This is a genomic window from Actinomyces sp. HMT897, assembly GCF_016626125.1.
Classification (GTDB): Bacteria; Actinomycetota; Actinomycetes; order Actinomycetales; family Actinomycetaceae; genus Actinomyces.
This window is the reverse complement of the sequence record NZ_CP067336.1, coordinates 1907626-1932478: the sequence shown is the minus strand read 5'-3', so window position 1 is coordinate 1932478 and position 24853 is coordinate 1907626. Positions and strand designations below refer to the sequence as shown.

Below are 24853 nucleotides of genomic sequence, written 5' to 3'. Positions count from 1 at the left end.
GGAGGCGCGTGGTTGCAACGTTTCCAGGGGCTGGATCGCCACCGGCCCTGCGGGGCCCTTCCGGCAGGTGGCTGGAGCACCTCATTTCTACCACCTTTCGTTGGTATGACGCCACTCGCCACCGACGGCCCCGGGAGCGGATCCGGCGCCGGCTTTGGACGAGACCATGCGGAAAAGTGGCAGTCGGGAGGGGTGTTCCGCGCCACAGTGATGGTGACCAAGACCACAAGCTCGGTCGACCTCAACCCTGCGGGCATCCGCACGTGCGCCCCCCTCCCCTCACCAGATCCCCTCCGGCACAGGCCCAGTCGTCGAGCACGAGCACCGCCCCCACCCATCCCGTACAGGACACGTACAAAGCAGAAGACAGGCCACGTCGTCGGACTCCATTACAGCGCGGACAGAATAGGATCGAGTGGTTTGTCCGGAGCAGGCCAGGCAGCAGGAAAAGATATCCTCCACACACATGACCCGAAAACAGCCTCCTGAGCATTACCCCGTGCCGCCCTCAGCCCTCTCACCCCCACGAATAAAATCGTAACACACGACCCCCGTCCACGCCAGCACGACCAAGGGACAGTTCCCCACAATTAGATCTTGTCCCGTTCACGCTGTACGCGATCGTGCTCTTCTGCGAGGGCCAGCCACGGACGCCCGTTCTCACGGCGAACAAGTACCGTTCTCGGCACAAACAAGTACCGTTCTCGCGAGCGGGGGGTGGGGGCCACGTCGACGGGGACGCTCAGCCCCGCCCGTAGGGGTTAAGGCGCAGACGCATACCGCGCGGGTCCAGCACGAGGCCAGCGCGCCCCAGGAGCTCGCCCACGCCCGCTTCCAGGGCGGGGACCCCGTTGAGACGCTCGACGACGCGGCGCGGCATGCGCCCGGTTCGCGCCGCGGCGGCACGCTCGACCCCGGCGAGCGCCGCAACCGCTCGCTCCAGCTCGTCGGCGTCCGCCGTGAAGGAGGTCAGCGTCCGCCAGTTCTCGACGGCGTAGAGAACAGGCCTCCCGTCAATGAGGACGACGCTCGCCCCGGACCGTCGGGCAGGCCGCTCGACCTTGCCGGGCACCCCGTCCGCCAGCCCGGGCGGAAGCGCGGCCTTGGGCCAGGGCAGGAGGCCCCCGGCAAGGCAGGCCGGATCCCTGGCATCGAGGACGACGGCGTCGGCCTCCGCGCGTCGTACTGCGCGCTCCTGCTCGGGGGAGCCCGGTGCGGCCTCCGCGCCCGCACGTCTTGTTCGTACAAGAGCGGTGTCACCGTCTACCTCGTCCGAGAGTGCCGATCCTGACGCATCGGGGCTCTCAGCAGGGGCGGCGAGAGCGCGCAGTCGGTCCACGACGTCCGCGGCGGCGAGCTGGGCCGGGCCGAGGCCCTCGACGAAGGGCCCGCGCAGCAGCGCCCCGACGTCCTCCATGCGCCGCAGCACGGGCGCCAGCGGCGTCAGCCCGCCAGGCAGCCCTGCGGCGAGGGCGACGTCGCGGCTCAGCACGCCGTACCGGTCCAGGAGGGAGTCGACCTCCGCCAGGGCCCGCTCCTCGTCGCCGACCTCGGGCGGGTCGAGGCGGAACCAGGCGGTCCGGGGCACACCGAGGGCGCCCGACCACCCGCTGCCAGGTGCGCCCGGGACCGGTGTGCCTGGGGTTGTCGCAGCCCACGGGCCCGTCGCGATCCCCGAGGACGACGCGGCCCGTGCCAGTCCGGTCAGGCGTCCGCGCCTCCGCCTGCTGGAGACCCGACGCTGCCGTGCGGGAGCCGCGCCGGCTTGAAGGGCCGCGCGCACCGGCGCGAAGGTCGGGGCGGTGGCCAGACCCCGCAGGACCGCCTCAGGCAAGGGGCCCCGGCCGGTGCCAGTGACTCCGGCGCCCCCGGCACCGGCACTGGTGCTCCCGGTACCGGCACTGGTGCCCTCGGCACTGGCACCGGCGCCCCCGGCAGCATTTACGCTGCTGGCACTCACGCTGCCAGCGCCTCCAGCACCGGAGGCCCAGGCACCGGCACCCGCAGCGTCCTCGTCGGTGAGGAGCGGGCCGATCACGGGAGCCAGCGGCGAGTCCGAGGGGTAGAAGGCGATGAGGCCGACCGCTGCCCCGGTGCGCCCCGGGCCCGCCGTCGGCGAGGACGCGCGCCCGGCACCCGGGGCTCCGCGGGCCGCAGCGCCACCCGGGGCTCCGTGAACTGGAGCACCGCCTGGGGCTCCGCGGGCCGCAGCGCCACCGGCCCGTGCGGCGTCGGCTGCCCCGCTGCCAGCGCCCGCAGCGTCAGTGGAACCAGCCCGCTCCCCGGCCTCCTCGGGCACGATCCGCCACAGGACGTCCCCGTCGGCGAGGAGCTCGTCGAGCATGCCCGGCCGGTACCCGGGAACCCGGGCGGGCAGAACGTGCCCCTCCCAGGCGGCGGCCGGCAGGGGCACACCCTCCAGCGCGGCGAGGGTCTCAGCCAGGACGTCGAGCGGATCCCGGTCCTCAATACGATCCGCCCGCGCGCCAGCCAGCCCCGCCCGCTCCAGCACGAGGCGCTGAAGGGCCTCACCGGGCACCGGCCGGACGGCCCGGCGGGCGGCGTCGAGCGAACGACGGCGCACACGGCGGAAGACGGTCGTCGCCATCCAGGTGGCGTGGGCCGGGTCCGCCGGGGCCACCTGGCCTTCAGAGGCCGCTGGGGCCACCTGGCCCTCAAGGCCCGCCAGATCCGCCGGGGCCGCCGGGGCCGCCGGGGCCGCAGATACACCGCCGACGCGCAGGACCGCGTCCTGCGCCCGCAGCTCCTCCAGCGCGTCCTCCACGAGTCCCGCCCCCACCCCGAAGCGCTCGGCGAGCCCCGCCGCGGTGACCGTGGTGCGCGAGCGCGCGCAGCGCAGGACGAGCTCGGCCAGCGGGCCGCGAGCGCCCTCGGCGCGCCGGACCCCCGGAGCCACACCGACGTCCGGGGCCACGCTGCCGTCAGCACCGGCACCGGGAGGCACGCCACCGCTCGAGGCAACGTCGGTACCCGCGCCACCGCCCGGAGCCGCACCGGCACCCGCGCCGCCGCCAGCCCAGTCCGGGATCTCGACGCCGAGGACGCGGTGGAGGCAGACGGCATCGGCCGCGCCCGCCCACAGCTCACGGCCCGCGATCCGCAAGGGCACCGCCCGACGTGCAGCTGCGAGCGAGTCGAGAAGCTCCTGCGCCATGCGGACCGCCTGTTCACCCGCCTGCCCGGCGCCCGGCTCAACGGCACCGGAGGCGACCGCAGTGCCGCCGACCGACTCCGTCTCGGCGCCAGCCGGGCCAGCAGCCTCGTCACCTACGACCCCGGCCGCATTAACCCGTCCGCCCAAGCTCATCTCAGCAGCCCCAACGGCCCCGGCGTCGGCGGCCCCAGCCACAACAGCCTCGCAGCCAGCCCCGGTCCCGGCGTCGGCAGTGCTGGCCGGGCCAGCAGCCTTAACAGCCCCTGTCCCGCCGACGACGGCCCCGGCGTCGGTGGCCCCGGCAGCCCCAACCGCGGCCTCGCTGCCGGCCGGGTCCGGGCTACCGCCCCCGTCGTCGGGCCACGCCAGCCGCTGGGCCACCTCCGCGGCCGTCAGCGGCCCGAGCTCGCGCAGCAGGTCGGCAACGCCCTCGGCGTCGGGGCGAGCCCGCCGCCCCGGGGCGAGCCGCTGGAGCTCGGCCTCGACCTGGGCCAGGACACCGGCGTCGAGAAGCCCGGCGACCCCGGCGTCGCCCACGAGAGCGGCAATCGTGTCCGGGTCCAGGGACAGCAGGCGGGCGCGGCGCTCGGCGTGCGGCAGGTCCTCCTGGTAGAGCAGGGCGGCCGTGTACCCGAACAGGAGCGGGTGGGCGAAGGGCGAGGGCGTCCGGGTCGTCACCTCGACCACGCGCACCGCCCCCGCGGCGATCCGCTCCATGAGGCAGGCCAGGGCGGGCAGGTCGTAGACGTCCTGGAGGCACTCGCGCGCCGCCTCCAGGGCGACGGGGAAGTCGCGGAACTGTCGGGAGGCCTCCAGGAGCTGCCCGGCCTTGACGCGCTGGAGCCACAGGGGCGCGCGGCGCCCCGGCGCGGCCCCCGGCATGAGCAGGGCGCGGGCGGCGCACTCGCGGAAGCGGGCGGCGAACAGGGCGGTCTCCTCGATCCGCGAGCGCACGAGCCGGGTCAGCTCGTCGGCGTCGAAGGTGACGAGCTCGGCGCCCGGGGCGGCGGTGGTCGCGGGCAGCTGGAGGACGATCCCGTCGTCGGCGGCGACGACCTGCGGCTCAATGCCGAGGCCGCGCCGCACGCGCTCGCGGACGCCCATGGCCCAGGGCTCGTGGACGCGCCGCCCGAAGGGGCTGTGGAGGATGAGGCGCAGGCTGCCGCTGTCGTCCTCGCAGCGCTCCAGCACCAGGGCGGTGTCGCTGGGGACGACGCCGGTGGCCGCTCGTTGCTCGCGCAGCAGGGCGATGAGGTTGGACCGGGCGCTGGCGTCCAGGCCGGCGGCGGCCAGGCGGCTCACGAGGGCGGGCACCGCGGCGGGCCCGGCACCGGCGTCGGGCCGCGCGAGGGGCCCGGCGGACGCCGCGCCAGGATTGGCGGGCTGCACGGCGGGTCCGGCGAGCTGTGCGAGGGGTCCGGCACCAGCGTCAGGCGACGCGCCAGAATTGGCGGGCTGCACGGCGGGTCCGTCGGGCTGTGCGAGGGGTCCGGTGACAACGGCGCTGGCGGTACCGGCCCCCGCGCCCTCGACCAGCCCGGCGGCCTCGCGCAGGAAGGCGCCCTTGGCGGCCCCGGTGGCGGCGGGGCGGCCGGGCCCCTCGCCCCTCCAGAAGGGCAGGCGGGCGCTGCGGCCGGGGGCGGGGTCGACGACGACACGGTCGGCCCCGATCTCGCGCACCCGCCAGCTGGTGGTGCCCAGCGTAATAATGTCGCCGACGGCGGTCTCGTTGACCATCTCCTCGTCGAGCTCGCCCACGCGGCGCCGCCCGCCGTCCTGGGCGCCCTCGGGCAGGACGACGGGGAAGGCGCCGCGGTCGGGGATAGTGCCGGAGGCGGTGACGGCGGCCCGCTGGGCGCCGGGCCGGGCGGTGAGCGTGCCGGAGTCGCGGTCCCATGTCAGGCGCGGGGCGAGGTCGGCCAGGTCCGCGGAGGCGAAGCCGCCGCTGAGCAGCTCCAGGACGGAGTCGAAGGCGGCCCGCGGCAGCTCGGCGTAGGGGGCGGCGCGGCGGACGGTGGCGTACCAGGCGTCGGCGTTAAGGTCCTCGATGCTCGCGGCCGCAACGGTCTGCTGGGCGAGGACGTCCAGGGCATTGGTCACCAGCACGGTGCGCTCAATGGCGCCAGCGCGCATGCCCTCGGCGGCGACGACGGCGTCGATGAGCTGGGTGCGCTCGATCGGGTAGATGGTGCCACGGGGCCGCCCGCCGACGCGGTGGTCGGCGCGGCCCACGCGCTGCAGACCGCTGGCGACCGAGGGCGGGGGCGCGACCTGGAGGACAATGTCAATGGAGCCCACGTCAATACCGAGCTCGAGTGAGGCGGTGGCGACCACGCAGCGCAGCTCACCCGCCTTGAGGGCGCGCTCGACGGCGAGGCGCTGCTCCTTGGAGACCGAGCCGTGGTGGGCCCGGGCAATGACCGGGACGCCCTCGGGCAGGGCCTGGGAACGCCTGGTCTCCCCCATCTCCCAGGACTCGTGGTGGAGGACGGGCTCGGCCGGCGCAGGAGACCCGCAGGCGCGTGCCATCTCCCAGGACTCGTGGTGGCGGGCTGGCTCGGCCGGCGCAGCTGACGGGGCACAGGCGGGCTCGACGGAATCGGCACGCCCGGAATCGGCGTCGACTGCCGCGGCACGGGCAGAGCCGGAGGGCGCGCCCGTGAGCGCAGTCGGCTCGACGGTGATGTCGGCGGGCGTGGGTGCGCCGCCAGCGGGCGGGCCAGCCAATGGCTCCTCCCTGCTGGCTCCGCTCTCGCCAGCTCCGCCGACCGCCCCGATGGCCTCATCCTCCCTGCTGGCTCCGCCGCTCCTGCCAAGGCCCTCCCCGGCGGCTACGCGCATGGCCCAGGCCTCGTTGAGGTGGGCGGTCAGGCGCTCGCAGGCGCCGCGGGAGTTGACGAAGACGAGGGTGGTGCGGTGGGCGAGCACCTGGTCCAGGATCGCCTCCTCAATGTGGGGCCAGATGGACGCGGTCGTCTGACCGGCGGTCCCGCCGTTGCCGCGAGAGGCGGTAGTCCCGCCCGGTCCGGCCGGGTCGCCAGGACCGGATGGGTCGCCCCCGCCCGAGGGGCTGGCCGGGCCAGCCAGACCAGCAGGATCAACCCCGCCGCCTGAGGAGCCGACCGGGCCAGCCAGACCGGCAGGACCAGCCGGATTAACGGGGCCAGCCGGATGAGCAGAACCAGCCAGACCAGCAGAACCAGCCAAATCAATAGGACCAGCTGCCCCAGCGGCCATTGCCCGTCGCAGGGCGCGGTCCGAGCGCCAGGCCTGCGCGTCGTCGCCCCGCCCAGGGCGGCCGGCGCGCCCCCAACCTCCCTGGCCGACGCGCCCCCGATCTCCCCAGCCGCCCCGACCACCCCGACCGAGGGGGCTGGCCAGGGCACGGTCCATGCGGGAGCGCCGGTCGGCGGTGGCGGGCACACGGGTCATGTCCGCCACGGGCACGACCACGCTCACCTCCGGCGTCGCGGGCTCGTCGTCGGCAATGACGGTGACGGGCCGGGCACCGCCGAGGAAGCGGGCGATCTCGGCGCGGGGGGCGACGGTCGCGGACAGCCCGATGCGCTGGGCGGGGCGCTTCAGGAGGTTATCGAGGCGCTCCAGGGACAGGGCCAGGTGGGTGCCGCGCTTGGCGCCGGCGAAGGAGTGGATCTCGTCGACGATGACGGTCTCCACGGTGCGCAGCGTGGCGCGCACGGCGCTGGTGAGCATGAGGTAGAGGGACTCCGGCGTCGTAATGAGGATGTCCGGCGGGCGGGTGGCCAGGCGGCGGCGCTCGGCGGCGGGGGTGTCCCCGGAGCGCACGCCCACGCTCACCGGGACGGCCGGGCTCCCGAGCTCCGCGGCGGCCGCGGTAATGCCGGCCAGGGGGCGGCGCAGGTTGCGCTCGACGTCGACCCCCAGCGCCTTGAGCGGGGAGACGTACAGGACGCGCACGCCGCGCCGGGACGCCCGCGCGCTCCGCGAACGCGCCTTGCCGACGCTCGCGGTCCTGGTCGGGCGGCCTGTGGGGCCGTGACCGTCCCGAGGTGCGTCGCGCTCCGAGGCGGCGTCCTGGACGAGCCGGTTGATGGCGGCGAGGAAGGCGGCCAGCGTCTTGCCCGACCCGGTGGGGGCGACGACGAGCGCGTTCTCGCCGCGGCGGATCGCCGCCCAGGCGCGCTGCTGGACCGGCGTCGGGCCGCCGGGGAAGGCGGAGGCGAACCAGGCCCGGGTCGCGGGGGCGAAGTCGTTCAGTGGCACGACCCCAAGTATGGACGCGCGGCGCCGGGCTCGGTGACCGGCCGCTACCTGGCCCGCCACCTGGCGCAGCGGGGCTAGCACGGGGCTGGCACGCCTCTTTCCCGCACCTGAGGCCTACCCACCTGGCTCACCCGCCCCGGGAGCCGCCATTCTCGACCACCTTCCCGGCTCTCCCATACACCCTTAGTCGTCCTCCCGGCTACCTCGTCTTAGACTATTTTTCCAGCTTACTCACTGTCATCAGTTATCTTATTCACTCTTTTCTTGATCTCAGTCCTCTCATCGGTCTTTCCGCCATTCTCAATTGTCTTTCCAGCTCTTCCACCATCCACAGCCGCCCTGCCAGCTTCCCTGACGCCCTCGCCGTCGCGCCCCGACGCCTCCTTGCGCGGTCGCCCCCGCCCACGCATGGGCGCCGCGCGCACGCCCCGGCCGGCGTCGGTGAGCGCGCGGCGCAGAATGACCTCGATCTGGGCGTTGACCGAGCGCAGCTCGTCCGCCGCCCACTTGGCCACGGCCGCGTGGACGGCGGGGTCCAGCCTGAGCAGGACCTGCTTGCGTTCCCTTGCCGCCACGGGTCCGTCTCAGGCGTAGAGGGAGCCGGTGTTGACCACGGGCTGGGTGCGCTGGTCGGAGCACAGCACGACCAGCAGGTTGGAGACCATCTGGGCCCGGCGCTCGTCGTCCATGGTGACGACGTCGCCGTCCTCCAGGCGCTTGAGGGCCTGGTCGACCATGGTGACGGCGCCCTCGACGATCTGCTCGCGGGCGGCGATGACGGCGCCGGCCTGCTGGCGCTGGAGCATGGCCTGGGCGATCTCGGGGGCGTAGGCGAGCGAGGAGATACGGACCTCGACGATCTCCAGGCCGGCCAGCGCGACCCGGGCGGCGACCTCGGTGGCCAGCTCGGCGGAGACGACGTCGGTGCCACCGCGCAGGGAGGTCTCGCCGGGACCGGGCTCGTCGTAGGGGTGGGTGGTGGCCACGTGGCGCAGCGCGGACTCGGCCTGCGCCTTAATGAACTCCTCGTAGGCCTCGACGGCGAAGACGGCGCGGGCGGTGTCGGCCACCTGCCACACGACGATGGCGGCGATATTGACGGGGTTGCCGTCCAGGTCGTTGACCTTGAGCTCGCTGGTCTCGAAGTTGTGGACCTTGACCGAGACCTTCTTGCCGGTGGTCAGCGGCGGGACGAGCACGAGCCCGGTGCGGCGCACGGTGCCGATGTACTGGCCGAAGAACTGGCGGACGCTGGTCTGGCCGGGGACGACGATGACGAGGGAGGTGACCAGCAGCAGGGTCGTGAGCACGAACCCCACGGACCCGCCGATAATCAGGGGCACCCCCACGGGCCTGCCCGCGTCGGCGGCGACGGCGCCGCTGATGAACAGGACGACCGCCCCCGCCATGAGCGCCAGCAGGAGGACGAGGGTGATGAAGGCGGCCGCGGGGCCGGCGGTGCGGGCAGGACGCTCCGCGATGTCGACGCGGCCGGAGAGGTGCGCGAGGGCGTCGGGCGCCCGCCCCGGGGCCTCAGGGCCGGTGGGAGCGGCAGGGGTGGTGGGAGCAGTGGACATGAGAACCTCCTTGGCTAACAAAATGATATCTATTTTTTAGCCCGGCGCAACCCCTACGACACGGCCCCGCCTATGGGGCGACAGCGGACGGGCCGGTGTCGCGGGGACGGAGGCGTCCGGGGATCCCTCGCCACGGGAGGACGGGTGGGGCGCGTGGCGGCGTGGGCTCCAGGTACCCGAGGCCCCCGCCACGGGAGGACGGGCGACCCGGGTGCCCGGCGGCTGCGATGCGGGGCCGCTCGGGAGCCGCTCGGGACGGTCTCCGACCACAAATCAGATTAGTTATGCGGTCTTGCCTCTAGATTCCCGCACGTCTGCCGTGCTGCTTACCGTGCGTGTCGCAATCTGAGGATCAGGGCGGAGGGCACTCCTGGACGTACCAGAGCCCAGGCTCCTGACCTGCGTGGACATTGAGCGTACAAAGGCGGGGGCGGGGTGGGGTCGGCTCTGATCCTCAGATTGCGACAGAACGGTCGCCCCACACCACGCAGGCCGCGCATAGATCCCTATTCGCACGGCACGCGGGGCTATCCCGCGGGGTGGGACAACCAGCGCAGGGCGGACGACCCTTCTCATGGCCACCAACGGAGCCCGGTGAAGATCCAGCGCCCCACGGACTCGTGAGGCCTCACCCGGCCCAGGGCGCCTGGCCTCCAACCGCTGGCCCGACGCCGTGCCCAGGCCGCCACACCCGGGCCATCCTGCCCGGCCCAAGACCCCGCCTGAGGGGTTTTGGGGTGCGGGGTGTCTCGGTGCGGCTATCACGCCTGAGCCAGGGCCTGCCAGACCAGCCAGGCGGCGCCCGCGGTCGCGGCGGCGTCGGCCAGGAACCAGGTGAACAGCCAGAAGCCCGCGGGCAGTGGGGTCAGGGAGGCCAGGGTCCCGTGGTCCTGGTTCGGGTCCCCGGAGGCGGCGACGTCGCGCAGGGAGTCCCAGGCACCCAGCAGCAGGACCAGGCCGAGCCCGGCCACGGCGGCGTCGCGCCAGGTGGCGCCCCACCACCACAGGGCGAGCGCGGCCAGGCCGGAGAGGATCACCAGGACGCCGGTGAGCAGCGAGCGGGACATGACCAGCAGGCCGAGCAGGACCACGATAGCCACGCCGAGCACCGCACCGCCCCAGCCGGCCAGGGCGGCCGCGACCAGGCCCAGGCCCAGCAGGGCGGGGGCGGGGTAGCCGGCCCAGGAGGTCAGGGCCCGGCCCGGGCCGGTGGGCTTGCCGCTGGTCACGGCGTGTCCACCCAGGTCGCGCCCCACCACGAAGCCGTGGAAGCGCCGGCCCACGAGGATGCCGACGCCCGCGTGCCCGGCCTCGTGAACGATCGTGGTCAGGGTGCGACCCCAGCGGCGCAGGGTCGGCAGGGCCAGGACGGCGGCCAGGACCACCAGGGCGGGCCACAGGCCGTGGGGGTCGGGGGAGGCCGGGGCGAGGCGGGCCACCGCCTCGTCCCACAGGTGGGACCAGTCGGGGCTGGCGGGGAGCGCTACGGGAAGCGTTGCGGCAGGCATCGTCATACGCCGAGTCTGCCAGGGGAGCCTGTGGGGGCGCTGGAACCGGGCCGCTCAGGCCGCAGATGACATGGGCCTCCCTGATTACCCACGGGGCGCCCTCTGCCTTCCCGGTCGCCGCAGAGTACAGGCCGGCCCTCCCCGGTCAGCCCATGGGGCCTGCCTCATGCTGGCACTGGTGGCAGTGGCGGGGCCAGCGCGCCCTGGTGCACCGGTAAAGACGTGCTCCCTGGGACCGAGGCCCCGGCACTATGACGATGGCGGGGGCCTGGGGGTGGGCGGTGGTAGGTCAGCCCATGGGGCGGATGGGTGGTGGGGCGTCGTCGGGGAGGGGGTCGGTGTGGTCCTCGCGCTCCTCAGGGTGGGCGGCGTTGTACATCGTGTAGAAGATCGTGAGCTCCTCCTCGAAGAAGGACGGGTAGACCACTCTGACCGAGCCGTCGTGCTTGCTCACGAGCACGGAACCCGGCACGCCGTCCACGACCCTCTCCGGGTGGTAGACGCCGTCCGGGGTGGTCTCCCGCTCCCACGGGTCGGCCTCGAACCAGGAGATCCCGTACCAGTCATCGTCCTCCAGGACCTCGTCGTCGAGCACCATGCCTCTCGGCACGAAGCGCCCGGCCACGATCCTCATGGCCTCCTCGCGCGTAATCACGACTTCCTCCGCTCAGGCTCAGGAATGGACACGACGTCGACGACGGGCTCGTCACGCTTGTCGGGACGCCTCACCGAGAAGACGATACGACCCTTCGGCGCGGCCCCGTAGGGGAGGGCGAGCGAGAAGATGGTGGCGGTATCGGCGGCGGGCATTGAGCCGGGCAGGAGCCCGGGCGAGCGCTCCTGCCCCGGCCTCGTGTCCGCGGCGAACGTCAGCAGCATCGCGCCCCTCCTGCCGGCAATGGGGTCCATCAGCCCTCCGTGAACCGTCCCGGCTTGAGGCCGAGCACGCGCGCGTTCTCGGTGACGGTGCGGACGGTGTCCCGGTCGAACCCCCCGCGGCGGGTCGCGTCGATGCTCACGGCGATCTCGAGGCTGTCCGCCCCGCGCTGGAGGTGCACGAGGATCTCCTCGGCCAGGGTGGTGAGCTGGGCGGCGACGTCGCCGGTCGGGTCCAGCTCGGCGGCGCCCCTGAACCGGGTGCCGTCCGCGCCAGCCCGCCCCGGTCCCGGGCGGGCGGACCGGCCCCCGGGACCGGGGCGCGGGGTGCGGGGCCCCTCCGCGTCAGCGCACGCCGGGTCCCGGCCGGTCTGCTCCTGGGGGCGCGCCCGCTCGGCCTCCTCCCGCCTGCGCTGGGCGCGGGCCAGGGCGGGGGAGACCAGGACCGTCTGCCCGGTGACCTGCGGGGTCTCGTCCTCCAGGGGGATGCGCAGGTCCGTGAAGTCGCCGCGCTCAGGGTCGTACCCGCCAGCCAGGGCGAACCCGAGCCCGGTGGTCTCCCAGCCTATGTCGTCCATGACGCTCGACACCGCGGCGAGGAAGACCCTCTCGTCACGCAGGCGGGGCATGTAGGGGTAGCGGGTGAAGATACCCCACAGCTCGGCGGCGGTGATCCTCCCCTCGTTCCACCTCGCCCGCAGGTTGGGGCCGTTGAGCTGGAGGGCGATGGTCGTGGCTGTGGCCGAGGTGAGGACGACGTCCTCCTTGCCGAGCCTGGTCCCGGCGCGCACGGCCGCACGCGGCTCGGAGCCGTCCACGCGCGTCCCCTCAATGGTGAAGGGGCGGGAGCCGTCGGGCTGGACGGGGTAGAGGGCCCAGAGCCACGCGGCGGAGACGGCCCGCTCCGCGGCGGCACGCGCCTCGTCTGCCTTGCCGCGGGCCTGCGCCGCCTGGCTCTGGGTGAGGTCGTGCGCGCGCACGGAGTCGGGGCCGGCCATCTCCGACCACGCCAGGTAGAGGCGCAGGGCGTGGTCGGCGTCGTTCCATCGCTCCTTGTCCGGGGCGAGCAGGACGAGGGCGTTCGTGTTCACCCTGGGGGCTGAGGCCCGCCGGCTGAGGAGCTCGCGGGCGAACTCCGTGCCGGGGCCGGTCAGGGCGGTCGCCCTCCCGCCGACCGTGTGCCGCGGGTGGAGGAGGACGAGCCTGGTGCTGGGCGAGTCGGGCACGTCCCCGGTGGAGGCGGGGGCGACGTCCACGGCGCTGAACTCCGGGGCGGTCCCGGCCAGGCCCCGGAGCACCTCGACCCCGGCCTGGGCGACGTCCTCCGCCTCGAGGGCGTCGGCGCGGTCAATGACCATGCGGTTGATCGACGGCTGCCGGTCGTACCAGCTGCGGCTCCCCTCGGTGTAGACGTAGGTCGCCCGGTCGGTGAGGAGCTGGAGCGAGGAGCCGAAGTTCCCCAGCGTGTCACCCGGCATGGCCACGCCGAGGAAGAGCTGCTCCCGCTCGATCCCCTTGTGGGCGGAGTCGAGCGTGGCCGCCGAGCCGAGGAACAGCGCCCGGGCGATACGGCGGGTCAGGGCCCGCCTGCCGAAGAGCGGGCGGTCGCGGTCGATCTGCAGCGGCGTGGCCCTCTCCCCGTCGACGTCCTTCTCGATAATGGTGCGCCAGGCGTCGTCCAGGTAGCTGGCGATCTCGTCGCGGACCGCGGCGTCGTCGAGGGGCACGGAGCCGGGCATAATGAGCGGGGAGTCGTCGCCGGACCGGACCAGGGAGTGGACGACGGCGCTCATGAGGCGCAGGACGCCGCGGGTGCGCTGGAAACGCTCCAGGGAGGACCAGTCCCCGTAGAGCCTGTCGAAGAGCTCGGGGTGGATCGGGTAGGCGGCACGCAGGCGCCTCTCGTAGTCGACCTCGAAGGTCTCCCGGGGCAGCTCGCCGCGCTGGTGCCTGTAGTAGGTCATAAAGTGCTTGACGGTGGCGTCGCGCCTGCGGGTGGCCTCGGCGTCGAGGTCCGCGAAGAGCCGGCGGCGGACGATCTCGAAGCTCTCCCCGGAGGTGGCCGGGCTCCAGTTGTGGGCAACACGGGCGACGACGTGCTGGAGGCGCTGGAGCGCCTCGCGCCCGCCCTCCCCGCCGATCTCCAGCTCGGAGGCCCGGGTCATGGTGCCGTCGCGGACGTCGGAGGCGGGTATGGACACCAGCAGGAGGGCCCCGGGCGTCCCCTGGACGGCGGCGGTGAGCTCCTGGGCGAAGGTGAACTGGGTGTCGAAGCTCCCCCCGACGAGGTCGTCACGCCGGTACAGGCCCCGCGCGTAGGCGACCCACTCGTCAATGAGGACGAGGACGGGGGCGTAGCGGGCCAGGAGGGTCCGCAGGGCGCGACCCGGGTTGGTGCCGGTGCGGTCGGCCTGGGCGAGGGTCTCGTACGCCTCGGCGCCGCCGAGCTGCCAGGCGAGCTCGCCCCACAGGGTACTGACGACCGTCCCGTCGGGCTTGGTGGAGGGCTGGCCGGGGGAGATCTCGCTGCCGACCACGGCGACCCGGTTGACGTGGTCGGGCAGCGGGTGGTCCTTAAGGAGGTCCTGCACCTCCTGGGGGAGCTCCCTCAGCGGTGTGCCGCCCGCCAGGTGCCAGGCGGCGAGCATGGAGTGGGTCTTGCCGCCCCCGAAGGTCGTCTGCAGGTTAATGACCGCCTGGGCGTTGCGGTCCCCGCCCAGACGCCTGGCGCTCATCCGCAGGAGGGTCTTGAGGCCCTCGGTGAGGTAGGTGCGCTCGTAGAAGCGGGTCGGGGACACGTACTCCTCAGCGCCCTCGCCCTGGGCGACCTGGTGGAGGTCGGCGGCGAACTCGGCCTGCCCGAAGTCCCCGGACACGATGTCGCTGTGGGGGCGGACCACCTCGCGCCAGGGGGCGAGCCCGTCCTCCCCGAGGCCGGGCATGGCGACGGCGGCGGCGCGCGTGTCACGACGCGCGGCCGCCTCGTAGGTGCTGCGCTGGACGTCGAGGCGCAGTTGGCGGACGCGGGCGGCGGCCTGCGGGGCGCTGACGGCCTTGAGGAGCCGCTCGGCGGTGTCCAGGGCGCGGTAGGCGTCGTCGGCGCTGAACTGGGTGGAGTGCGCCCAGGTGTTGCGGACCTCGCGCAGCTCCCCGGCCAGGTTCTGCTCGCCGCGGGAGAGGATCCCGCTGAAGAGGAAGCCGAGGCCGCCGACGCGCTCGGTAATGATCCGCAGCTGGCACTGCAGGTCGCCCGCGCTGTACCGCCTGCCGGAGGGGTAGCCGTCCTTGGCCTCCAGGAGCTCGGGCCACGTCGTGTTCGCCGGGATCCGGCCCTGGAGGACCTGGGTGATCCAGGGGCCGAGCACCTTGGCCAGGATCACAATGGCCTCGCCGACGCGGGCGTGGTTGGAGGGCGCGGGCATGTCAGTACTCCTCGAGGGCGCCGAGGTCGATGGCGGTCTGGCCGCCGTGGGCTGTCGTGGTGGGGCGGGCGGCCGCCTCGATCTCCGGCCAGGAGCTGCCGAGCGCGTTGAACAGGACGCCGGACTCCGTCCTGCCTCCCTGCTCCGCCAGGGAGTAGAGGCGGTAGGCCAGTGAGCGCAGCACCTCGCCGTCGAGGCCGCGCTCGCGGGCCGCCGCGAGCAGCCGCCCGGCCCCGTCGAGGCCGGTGGCCTCCAGGGCCCGGGCGAGGTGGAGGACGACCTCCCAGCAGGAGACGCGGTCGTCGGTCCGGGGGTCGTAGTCCGTGGGGAGGGACTGGGGGCCGATGAGGTGGACGCGGCCGCCGCCCGCGGTGAGGACGCCAGCGCGGCGCAGGGCGTCGATGGAGGCGTTGCGCGCCGAGGCGAGGGTCTCGGCCTCTCCGTAGGGGCCCGCGTCGAAGCCGTGGTCCTCGTACCAGGCGAGGCACCAGCGGGTGTCGGGGTCGAGGTCGTCGTCCTGGTCGGTAAGGACCTCGTCGAGGACGGCGTTGATCTGGGCGAGGGCGTCGTCGACGCTCATGTCGGTCCCGTCCGGGCTAATGACGCGCGTGTACCCGGAGAAGACCCTCATGCCGGGGCCGATGGCCGCCTGGGCGAGGTCCACGGGGGCGACGCCCCCGGAGCGCAGCGTCTCCACGGCCTCGGGGAGGGTGGAGCGCAGCTCGCGCACCAGGGCGCGCCGGTCGGTGGCCGGGGCGTCCTCGGGGCGGGGCCGCAGGACGAGGACTATGGAGGAGGCCAGGGCGTTGGTGCCCACGCTCGTCATGCGCCCGCCGCGCTCGGAGCGCATGGGCCAGGTGGCGGTAATGGTCCACCCGGAGCGGATAATGGCGCCGAGGATGGTGGCCCAGCCGGTGGAGGTGCGGCCCGCCTTCGAGGTCTCGGACTGCTTGAAGGCGTAGTAGACGGTGACGGGGTAGTCCGGGTTCGCGCCCTGGCGCGCGCGGGCGAAGACGTCCTCGAAGCCGTGCTCGAAGAACTCGCGGGCGCCCTCCTTGCCGCCGTGGCGGTAGGGGTTGGCGACGAGCTCCTCCTCCTTGGGCACGAGCACCGTGGAGAGCAGGTGCGGGTGGATATTGCGCAGGGAGCGGCGGAGCCACACGTAGAAGAAGTCGGACAGGTCCGAGTAACCAATATTGTCGTAGTAGGGGGGATCAGTCGAGATCGTGAAACCGCTGTATGTGCGCGACGCGGCATCAACTTGAATGGCACTTCCACATCCTTTAGCAGGCAGTGAGTGCGTCGTGTCGGCAATGCGTCCGATCTCCTTCAAAAAATCCCCACTTGAACCAGCAAAAGGGTTAGATTCGGCGAAATCCCATGCCATAGGCAGTGCCTGTCTTGCAAATACGCTGCGAATCGCCTCCATCTTGCTGCTGCAATCCCATGAACAGATCGACGACATTTTATTAGTCATTCTGCTAACCGAGAATGATAAGAGAGTGGCGACGGCGTCGGCGTACGCCGACGCCCCGGAGCCACCCTCCTCGAGCCGCTCCCCCTCGGCCGCGCCCGTCGAGAGCGCATCGCGCAGCACCCGCTCACGCGCCTCCCCCACCAGGTCGGAGAAGGTGGTCAATGCGGTCAGTTGACGAGTCGTATAAAGATTTGCGTAGTCAGACATGCCGTAGGCCTGCACTCGGAATCCAAGAGCAGCCTCGGGAAGGCTTCCGATTGGACCATCAATAGGCGACAGTGATCGAACCGGATTCAGCTGATCCGCGCTCGGCGACAGATATGTGCGGCCCCGGCTGCCCTCAGCTACCACCGCAATAAGCTGCGCGCCAATTCTTCTGTTACGTCCCTCGGAACGTATGTGCGCGAAACCGATAGCCGTACCGCAGGCAAGGCACTTTGCGCCGTTCCGGTTGACCGTCCCATCAGTCTGTGACGTCGGCGCCTCCTTGGGGTCGTGCCCTATGGAGTACTCAATGTGGTCGCCCACGACCGTCGGGACAATGTAGGCCTCCTTGCCCTTCTTCTTCCCCAGCCACCAGGAGCGCACGAGCGGCATCTCAATAGCGCAGGCCGGGTTCGGGCAGGTCACCGTCCGGGCCCAGATCCACGCGATAACGGTCGCCTCGCTGCCGTCGGGAAGCTGGGCCCTGGGGTAGAGGTGGCCAATGCGGCGGTGGGCCTCCTGGCGCATCCACTCCCCGTAGCGGCGCACGTCCTCGGCCAGGCCGTGGGCGCCCGGCCAGGGACGGGTGCCGTCGTCGGCGCCGGGGAACACGGGCGGGCGCCCGGCGAAGCGCGGCGGGATCTCAATGAGCGCCTTGTTAATGAGGACGGCCACGGGGTTGAGGTCAGAGGCCCGGGCCTCGAGGCCGAGGCGCTGCGCCTCCAGGGGGATCGATCCGCCTCCCGCGAAGGGGTCGAGGATCGCCGGGGGCTCGCCGTCCGTCGAACGGAGGATCTCCTCCCGGGCCTCCCGCAGCAGGTGCTCGTCCCCGATGCTGTCCCAGTCCACCAGGCGGGTGATGAGGGTGAACAGCCGCTGCCGCTCGGAGAGCACCGTGCTCCGGGCCGCCGCGTCCGGGTCGGCCTCGCCGCGGGCGGCCGCCGCCTCGCGGAACTCCTCGTAGCGCTCCGAGGGGTCGTCCACCAGCTGGGAGAAGAGGACCGCCCGCGCCGTGGCCAGGGGTCGCCTCGCCCACCACAGGTGGAGTGTTGACGGGTGGCCCTTGCGGATCGACTTCTCGCGGGCGGACTGCGCATTAATGGCGTCGAGGGGGAGCGCGACCTCAATGAGCTTCCTCTTCGACACGGGCGTCCTTCCGAGCAGGGTGCGAGCTGGCGGGCCGGGCGTCGGCGCCGTCGTGGTCGGCAGTCTACTCACCGCTGCGTGCCCGACGCACGAGCTCCGCCGCCTGGCGCACCCCCGCTCAGCTCCCACGGCACCCCCGGCTCGGTCCCGGCCGCGGTCCCCACATGCCCTCCGCCCGGGGAGCTGCCCGGCTCGTCAACCCACGCCACCACGTGGCGACCACATGCCCTCCACCAGGGGAGCCGCCAGGGGCCACCGTCCCTGTGCACCGTCCCCGCCGTCCCCACCACCTTCCGTCCGGGGAGCCACCTCCCTCCTCGCGCCCCGCGGCGTCCATGGCCTGTAGCTGTGCACCCTCCGCCCGGGGAGCTGCCGCCCGGGAGACTCTTCTCCCCACCGGATCCTGTCTCCTGTCGGCGGTGCCAGCTAATCTAGGGGCATGAGTAGCCAGCCCATCCGCGTCCTCGACCTCTTCGCTGGGGCCGGTGGGCTGACTGCGGGCTTTCACCAGGCGTCCGACCGCTTCCGCAGCGTCGCCGCGGTCGAGATAGACCCCCAGGCCGCCGCCTCCTACGCCGAGACCTTCGCGGAGGCGGACGTCTTTGCGGGTCCCATCCAGGAGTGGATCGAGTGTGCGGAGATGCCCACCGACATCGATATTGTCGTCGGCGGGCCGCCGTGCCAGGGCTTCAGCAACCTGGGCAAGCGCGACGCGGAGGATAAACGCAATCTCCTGTGGAGACAGTACGCCGAGGTGCTCAGACGGGTTCAACCCAGGTACTTTGTGGTCGAGAACGTCCCCGCGTTCGTCAGGTCCCAGCAATATGAGGCCTTCTTTGCGGCGACCTTGCCAAAAGGATTCCTCCAGGAATACACTTTCACGTACAAGGTCCTCAATTCTGCGGACTACGGGGCGGCCCAGGCGCGCAAGCGCACCGTCATTATCGGGCACCACCGGGACCTAGAGGCTCCAGGCTTTCCCGAGGTGACGCACGGGCCGGAGGAGTCCGGCAGCCTGCTCCCGTACAGGACCGTCCGCGAGGCGCTGCTGGGCGTCCCTCTCAAGCCCGACATGGACGAACGCTTTAACGAGGTCCGCACGCTGGTCGGGAACCGTGCGGTGCCGGGCGCCTTCTGCATCCGGGAGCTCCACTGGAGTAGAAACTACAGAAGGATATCAGTGGAGCGCTTCAAGAATATCCCCGCGGGCGGCAACCGAACCAATCTTCCCGACAACCTCAAGGCGCCCTGCTGGCTCAAACACACGACCGGATCCATGGACGTCATGGGGCGTCTTTACTGGGACCGCCCGTCCGTGACCATCCGCACCGAGTTCTTCAAGCCGGAGAAGGGCCGCTACCTGCACCCGAGCGAGAATCGGGCCATCACCCACTACGAGGCCGCCCTGCTCCAGGGCTTCTCCGAGGACCACCGCTTCGTCGGCTCCCGTACCGCGATTGCCAGGCAGATCGGCAACGCCGTCCCCATCCCACTGGCCAGAGCAGTCGCCAAGCAGCTACTGACAGCTTTCTGACGGTGGTGACAAACGCGTATTGCACTCACGATAACCCGAATCAACCTTCATGTCGATAATCAACAGGAAGTCACTTATGTCAGATAATGATACCCATTTCCTCAGAGACGTAAATCTGAGCTATGCCCAGATGTCACAAATAGCATCATCAGAACTAAAATCGGTTATAGATTCATCAGATAGCATGCGGCAAACGATTGCAGCAATCGCAAATAACGTGCGGCTTACAGACGAAGCGCAAAAGAGTATAATTGAAGCCATGTCACGACTTGCTTCGATCATGAGGTACACGTCACGAACAGACAAAAAAGACTATCTGCATCTAGACACTCCGAGATCTCCGTACTCACCCACCTTCACCTCTCCAGGCGATTATTTTAAAAAACACGAGAAGATAATCAGGTCTTTCGAGGACCTAAACTCGGCGATCGCACAACTGATCTCAAACGTCGGCATGTTGCAACTAGTTTGGCGTGGACACTCTAACTCTGAATGGGGTATTCACAGCGGACTCTACCGAGCCTTAATGGAAGTAAACAAGGTGGAAATAAATCCACGCAAAGCGAGAGGCGACCAACCTTTCCCTACCGAGGAGCAAGTGATCGCAGCCGAGAAGGAGATCCTCAAGGCAGCGCGCACTGACTGGAGACTCGACGGGCAGCCTGCTCTCGAAACATTTGCTCGAATTCAGCACGAAGGCGGCCTGACCCGCCTTCTTGACGTGACAAAAAATCCATATATAGCAGCCTGGTTCGCCGTTGAGTCAGGTCAAGATGAAGCAGATGGGCGCCTCATTGCATTTGCTAGGACCAGCATAAGACACCTCGACTCCAACAAGATCGCAGGCAGTGACGTTGAAGAAGGCATCGTGCTAGACGAGCTCTGGCGATCCTATCAGCCGCTATGGCACAATTGGAACGATAATACGTCACGCCAGAATATGGACTGGGGAACAGGCGGCAATCGACGCATATGGACACCTCCAGCTTACCACGCTAGGATTTCCACCCAGAATGCAGCATTCCTGGTGGACGGAGTACCGATAACTACTAACAGAGTCAGGCGCAGCTTGAACCGCCCAAGGACTGACAAGATATGGACGCGAGTAGATGTCTTGGCATCCAGCTCCATCCTCTCCAAAATCGTGAGCATAACAACACCTCCACGAGCCACCAAAGCCAATCTTGCACCCACATTCACTTTTCTGATCAAGGCTGACGCCAAGAAAGAAATCCACGACTTTCTTGAATCGCGATTTGGATACACTCGATCTTACATCTACCCTGACATGTCGGCATTTGCTCAATACACACGACATCTGCCACTACCTAGTCTGAACGATATTGAATCACAAGAGTAGTATTTCGACACGATTCTAGTGTACATAAAACAGATGTTGTCGCTACATATTTGCCCGGATTAATGTCGAAACGTCAAAACATATTTGGTTCACACGCGTGAGTCAACCGTTGTTCCGCTTGTAACTTGAACATCTCCGGCCTCTTACGAGAGAACTAAGACGCACCTCTTCCTCTATCTCGTCAAGACCTTTCTTCATCACCTAGCAGCCCGAACGAGTCTTCCAGCTCCCATGGACAGAACAGCAGCGCAACTCCACTCACAGTAGGTAAGGTCTTGTCATATATGTGCTATACTTGAGACATGACGTTCACCGCACTGCACCGCGCCCTCGGACTTGGCCCAGCACCCTTAACAGATGAGCTACTCGACGAGGCCGTGGCTAACGGGGTAACTGAGACGAGCGATCTCGACTGGAAGTCCGCGCTGCCTAAGGCCAAAGACTTGTCGCAGTCGGACTTTCCCAAGGACGTCGCCGCGATGGCAAACAGCGGTGGCGGTGTGATCATCTTCGGTGTGCGCGAATCACAGAAGGCCGCGGTTGAAAGGGTCAACGCTGGCGAGTTCAACGAAGGATACGAGCGGTCGCTACTCAGCGCGGCGATCACGGCCATCTCCCCGCCAGTGTTCGGCCTGACTGTGCACCAGCTAGGATCTGGAGACAAGCTTGCCATAGTAGTAGAGGTACCAGCAAGTCTCGACGGACCGCATCTGATCTACAGGAACCACTATTTTGGCGCGCCCATGCGCAACGGCTCCGATACCGTGTGGATGAAGGAACGTCAGATCGAGGCAATGTATCGGGCTCGATTCAACGAACAACGTCACGCGACCGAGGCGCTGGGCAATCTATTCAGTGAGGTTGCTGCGGGGCGTGACTGCAGTGAGCGCGCATGGTTGATCGCAGTCGCCCGCCCTCGCGTTCCAAGCTTCCGCGGTCGATTGACCCTTGACCAGGCACGCGTTATCCTCACGAATACTGTAAAGTTGGCAACAAGCTACACAAAATACACCGAGGCTAATAACCCATTCGCTCACTTTATTCACCCGTTGGATGCTGTTATCCACTATAATCCGCGGCCTGGTCTTCGGTGATGGATTGTCACGGACGCAACCGCAGGATCCTTTCAAGGGACATCACAATTCAGTATCCACCACAATGGTTCAGCAACTCTCGCAACCGTAGTCGGAGGTCTTCCGAGTGGCCGCAACGACTACAAGGGCTGGGAGATCAAGTCGTCAGCGATCGAAGTTAGCATCGCTGATGTCATGGCTCTTGTCCGCGCTACTGCCGAGGCGACAGGTAACGACGAGTACGATGTGCGCGTTGGCATTGAGTGGACCGGCCAGCAACCACTCAAAATCTTTACTGAGTATAATGGTGTCGACTATGACGGATTCTCAACACCACTGCATCGTTTCACCCCTGTCGAGGTGACCGTTAACGCCGCAGAGCCCAACATCGACTTCCACTGGGACATCCACGACCTCGCCCAGGACTGCATGAACCAGGGTGGCATCTCATACTTGCTGGCTATCAATCCTCCTGAGCGTAGCTAGTCGTTAGTAGAAGACGGAACGACGACCGACCTTAAGTAAAGGGCGAGGCGGGGACAGTTCTGATCCTCAGACTGCGACAGAACCGACCACCCACTACCGCCAGGACCATGCATAATCCCCCGCACCCGTCCCAGGGTATGTGCCCGCGCACCCTGCACTACTGGGGCAGCGCTGCACTACCTTAAGGCAGTGGACGACAGGACTCGAGAAATGTCTGGCCCTCGCCTCTCAAGGGATACGGGTACTGCACTCGTAACGTCCTGAGGACGGGCAGCCCGGCCTCACCCGGGCCTCACCCCGACGTCACCCTGACGTCACCCCGGTCTCACCGCCGCTCTAGCGGGCGTGGACGGCCACGAAGTTGCGCAGGACCGCCCAGGAGGAGCTCACGTCCTGGGTCAGCGCCCAGGCCTGGAGGCGCGCCAGCTCGTCGTCGGCGAAGTAGCCGTGCCCGGTGTAGAAGCTCAGGCGGTGCCCCAGGGAGGCGCCGTCGAGCTCAGGATGGAACTGGGTGGCGTACAGGTTGGTGCGCACGCGCAGCATCTGCACCGGGCAGCTGCTGCTCGTGGCCAGGACGACGACGCCGTCCGGGACGACGCTCATCGCCTCCTTGTGCGCCACGAAGGCGCGGAAGGGGTTGGCCATCCCGGCGCACACGGGGTCGGACCGGCCCGCGTCGGTCAGGGTGATCTCCGGGGCGCTGACCGGCTCGGCGTAGCGGGCGTCAATGACCGCGCCCTGGTGGTGGCCGAGCGCGCCCACCCCGTAGCAGGCGCCCATGAAGGGGAAGTCGGCCTCCACCAGGCGGTCGAGCAGGGCGCGGACCTCGGCCTCGACGCGGTGCTGGACCGCCGACTTGGCGTGCTCGGGCGTGATCATGTTGAACGGGGAGCCACCCACCATAATCCCGGACCAGTCCTCGAGGCGGATCTCGGGCAGGGGCTCCGCCTCGAGACGGTGGCGGACGAGCTCGCGCTCGGCCAGGCCGGTACAGGTGAGGAAGGACTCGTACTCGGCGTCGGCGGGTCCGTCGTCAGCACGGGTGGCCAGGAGCAGGAAGGGTCTCACAAGCGCGAGCCTAGAGGATCGGCCCCGCTGGCGGTGCGGACCAGGGAGTGCGGTCCAGGACATTCGACTGGCACTCCGCAGGGCGTTCAGGCGGGCACGGCCCGGTGCTACCAGGTGGGCGACGCGCCCCACACTCAAGAACGCCCCGCGTCCGGGGCACCGAGCACATACGGTGGCCGCGGGACGGGAGGGGTGCAACAGCATCCCCGCGCCCGGGGCACCGAGCAGGCCAGCGGTGACGGTATGCCGCCGCACTCAAGGGGCACCCGCGGCACGGGCTACCGCACCGCCTGCCGCGCTCCGCCCACGGGACCACACTCGGGCAGGACCGCCAGCGGGCGGCGCGCGCCACGGACTGTACCAATCCGCCGGTGGCAGCATCCACCGAGCTACTGCCCCCGCCCACGGGACCGCACCACGGGTCTGCGTACCATTCCCGGTATGGGTACCAGCAGCGCAGGGCAGGCCCCCGAGCCCGAGCGGGTGGCGCCGTCGGACGCGGCGGTGAGCCAGCGCTACGCGCGCCTGCCACGCCAGGACACGGGCCCGGAGGTGGCCCTGCGGCGCCGCCTGTTCGCGGCGGGGCTGCGCTACCGGGTGCAGTACAAGGTCCCCGGGCTGCCGCGGCGTCGGGTTGACATCGCCTTCACGCGCTGGAGGGTGGCGGTGGAGGTCGACGGCTGCTTCTGGCACGGCTGCCCGCAGCACGGTAGCCTCCCCAACCGCAACGGCGAGTGGTGGCGCTGGAAGATCGAGCGCAACCGGGCCCGCGACGCCGACACCGACGCGCGCCTGGCCGAGCTGGGCTGGAGCGTCGTGCGCGTCTGGGAGCACGAGGATCCCGCCGACGCCGCCGCCCGGGTCCTGGCTGAGCTCAGCCGACGCCGCGGGGCCGCTTCCTGAGCGACCACGCCGCCTCCCTCGCACGTCCAGGTACGGCCGACGGTAAGCACCAGCAGCTCAGGCAGGGCCACCCTCCCCCGTACGTCTAAGCGCAGACGCAGTCCGCTGGCGGCGCCCGGCACCACGCCGCCTCCCTATAGGCACCATCCCAGTCTGCGCGCCCCGTGCACCCGGTGCCAGACCCAACCGGTGCCGCGGTCAACGGCGGAGCGGAAGAGACGCGCCCAACACCCGGCACCGCACGAAGTGGACGGGCCCCTCCCGGGTGACTCTACGCAATCTGGTATCCGTGTCAGCACAGCAACGGAGGCAAGGCCGGCCACCCCAGACGACCGGTCCCGGCCGCCACCCCAGGTAATCGGCCCTGGTCGCAGCGCGACCACCCCCTTAGGAGACGACCGCACACACTGCCGTTCCCGTGAGGAACAGGTACTCGGAGGTTTATACACAAGCCTGCGTAGCACCAGGCAACCGTTCTGTCGCAATCTGAGGATCAGAGCCGGCCCCACCCCGCCCCCACCTTTGTACACTCAATGTCCACGCAGGTCAGAGGCCTGGGCTCTGGTACGGCCAAGGATGCCCTCCACCCTGATCCTCAGATTGCGACACGCACAGCGCACAGGACAGCAGACGCGCGATAGATTACATATAACACCACATAATCGCCCATAATTGCGCCAAAAGACCTCGCGCATCCTGATTATCCTCTGGCCTTACGACCAGCAACCCCTGGACCGTACCCCGCAAGAGGCCCCATCACCCACGGTCAGCAACCTCCGGCCCGACCGGAGGGCCAGGG

At 69.8% G+C, this 24853-nt stretch carries 13 protein-coding genes and 1 pseudogene; 5 read left to right on the top strand and 9 right to left on the bottom strand.

What is annotated here, in order from left to right:
- Positions 1–742 precede the first annotated feature (742 nt).
- From JJJ15_RS13105 to JJJ15_RS07535, 8 genes and pseudogenes are all read right to left on the bottom strand, one after another.
- Positions 743–7420, bottom strand: a complete 6678-nt coding sequence (locus JJJ15_RS13105; RefSeq protein ID WP_246741967.1) for a DEAD/DEAH box helicase — start codon at positions 7418–7420, stop codon at positions 743–745.
- A 380-nt stretch (positions 7421–7800) separates the two neighbouring features.
- Positions 7801–7995, bottom strand: a pseudogene (locus JJJ15_RS13605) (hypothetical protein); the annotation flags it as partial.
- 9 nt (positions 7996–8004) lie between these two features.
- Positions 8005–8997, bottom strand: a complete 993-nt coding sequence (locus JJJ15_RS07560; protein ID WP_200510331.1) for an SPFH domain-containing protein — start codon at positions 8995–8997, stop codon at positions 8005–8007.
- A gap of 761 nt (positions 8998–9758) precedes the next feature.
- Positions 9759–10511: a M50 family metallopeptidase gene (locus tag JJJ15_RS07555; RefSeq protein WP_246741965.1), complete on the bottom strand. Its 753-nt coding sequence runs from the start codon at positions 10509–10511 to the stop codon at positions 9759–9761.
- 283 nt (positions 10512–10794) lie between these two features.
- The gene (locus tag JJJ15_RS07550) at positions 10795–11160 is read right to left on the bottom strand and encodes a hypothetical protein (protein WP_200510330.1); all 366 of its coding nucleotides are present in this window, start codon (positions 11158–11160) and stop codon (positions 10795–10797) included.
- Positions 11157–11384 (bottom strand): hypothetical protein, encoded by a 228-nt coding sequence (locus JJJ15_RS07545; RefSeq protein WP_200510329.1) that lies wholly within the window; start codon positions 11382–11384, stop codon positions 11157–11159. Before JJJ15_RS07545 ends, JJJ15_RS07550 begins: the two co-directional genes overlap by 4 nt.
- A 29-nt stretch (positions 11385–11413) precedes the next feature.
- Positions 11414–14803 carry a DUF499 domain-containing protein gene (locus tag JJJ15_RS13470; RefSeq protein WP_200510328.1) on the bottom strand — a complete coding sequence of 1130 codons (3390 nt, stop codon included), beginning with the start codon at positions 14801–14803 and terminating at the stop codon, positions 11414–11416.
- 1 nt (position 14804) lies between these two features.
- Positions 14805–17630 carry a DUF1156 domain-containing protein gene (locus tag JJJ15_RS07535; protein ID WP_200510327.1) on the bottom strand — a complete coding sequence of 942 codons (2826 nt, stop codon included), beginning with the start codon at positions 17628–17630 and terminating at the stop codon, positions 14805–14807.
- A gap of 439 nt (positions 17631–18069) precedes the next feature.
- Between JJJ15_RS07535 and JJJ15_RS07530 the strand changes: the two genes are divergently transcribed.
- From JJJ15_RS07530 to JJJ15_RS07515, 4 genes are all read left to right on the top strand, one after another.
- Positions 18070–19164, top strand: coding sequence for a DNA cytosine methyltransferase (locus tag JJJ15_RS07530; protein WP_200510326.1), 1095 nt, complete (start codon positions 18070–18072; stop codon positions 19162–19164).
- A gap of 76 nt (positions 19165–19240) precedes the next feature.
- The gene (locus JJJ15_RS07525; RefSeq protein ID WP_200510325.1) at positions 19241–20524 is read left to right on the top strand and encodes an FRG domain-containing protein; all 1284 of its coding nucleotides are present in this window, start codon (positions 19241–19243) and stop codon (positions 20522–20524) included.
- A gap of 302 nt (positions 20525–20826) precedes the next feature.
- Positions 20827–21618: an ATP-binding protein gene (locus tag JJJ15_RS07520; protein ID WP_200510324.1), complete on the top strand. Its 792-nt coding sequence runs from the start codon at positions 20827–20829 to the stop codon at positions 21616–21618.
- 174 nt (positions 21619–21792) lie between these two features.
- Positions 21793–22083 (top strand): hypothetical protein, encoded by a 291-nt coding sequence (locus JJJ15_RS07515; RefSeq protein WP_200510323.1) that lies wholly within the window; start codon positions 21793–21795, stop codon positions 22081–22083.
- A 336-nt stretch (positions 22084–22419) separates the two neighbouring features.
- Here the strand turns inward: JJJ15_RS07515 and JJJ15_RS07510 are convergent, their stop codons facing one another.
- The gene (locus tag JJJ15_RS07510) at positions 22420–23151 is read right to left on the bottom strand and encodes a glutamine amidotransferase (protein ID WP_200510322.1); all 732 of its coding nucleotides are present in this window, start codon (positions 23149–23151) and stop codon (positions 22420–22422) included.
- Positions 23152–23592: 441 nt separating this feature from the next.
- Here JJJ15_RS07510 and JJJ15_RS07505 point away from each other — a divergent pair, with 441 nt between their 5' ends.
- Entirely contained in the window at positions 23593–24054 is a 462-nt protein-coding gene (locus tag JJJ15_RS07505) for a very short patch repair endonuclease (protein WP_200510321.1), read from the top strand.
- Positions 24055–24853: the final 799 nt, after the last annotated feature.

Coding starts and splice junctions, on each gene's coding strand:
- JJJ15_RS07560 (WP_200510331.1), bottom strand. CDS start 8,997: ATGTCCACTGCTCCCACCACCCCTGCCGCTCCCACCGGCCCTGAGGCC.
- JJJ15_RS07555 (WP_246741965.1), bottom strand. CDS start 10,511: ATGACGATGCCTGCCGCAACGCTTCCCGTAGCGCTCCCCGCCAGCCCC.
- JJJ15_RS07545 (WP_200510329.1), bottom strand. CDS start 11,384: ATGCTGCTGACGTTCGCCGCGGACACGAGGCCGGGGCAGGAGCGCTCG.
- JJJ15_RS13470 (WP_200510328.1), bottom strand. CDS start 14,803: ATGCCCGCGCCCTCCAACCACGCCCGCGTCGGCGAGGCCATTGTGATC.
- JJJ15_RS07530 (WP_200510326.1), top strand. CDS start 18,070: ATGAGTAGCCAGCCCATCCGCGTCCTCGACCTCTTCGCTGGGGCCGGT.
- JJJ15_RS07525 (WP_200510325.1), top strand. CDS start 19,241: ATGTCAGATAATGATACCCATTTCCTCAGAGACGTAAATCTGAGCTAT.
- JJJ15_RS07520 (WP_200510324.1), top strand. CDS start 20,827: ATGACGTTCACCGCACTGCACCGCGCCCTCGGACTTGGCCCAGCACCC.
- JJJ15_RS07515 (WP_200510323.1), top strand. CDS start 21,793: ATGGCTCTTGTCCGCGCTACTGCCGAGGCGACAGGTAACGACGAGTAC.
- JJJ15_RS07505 (WP_200510321.1), top strand. CDS start 23,593: ATGGGTACCAGCAGCGCAGGGCAGGCCCCCGAGCCCGAGCGGGTGGCG.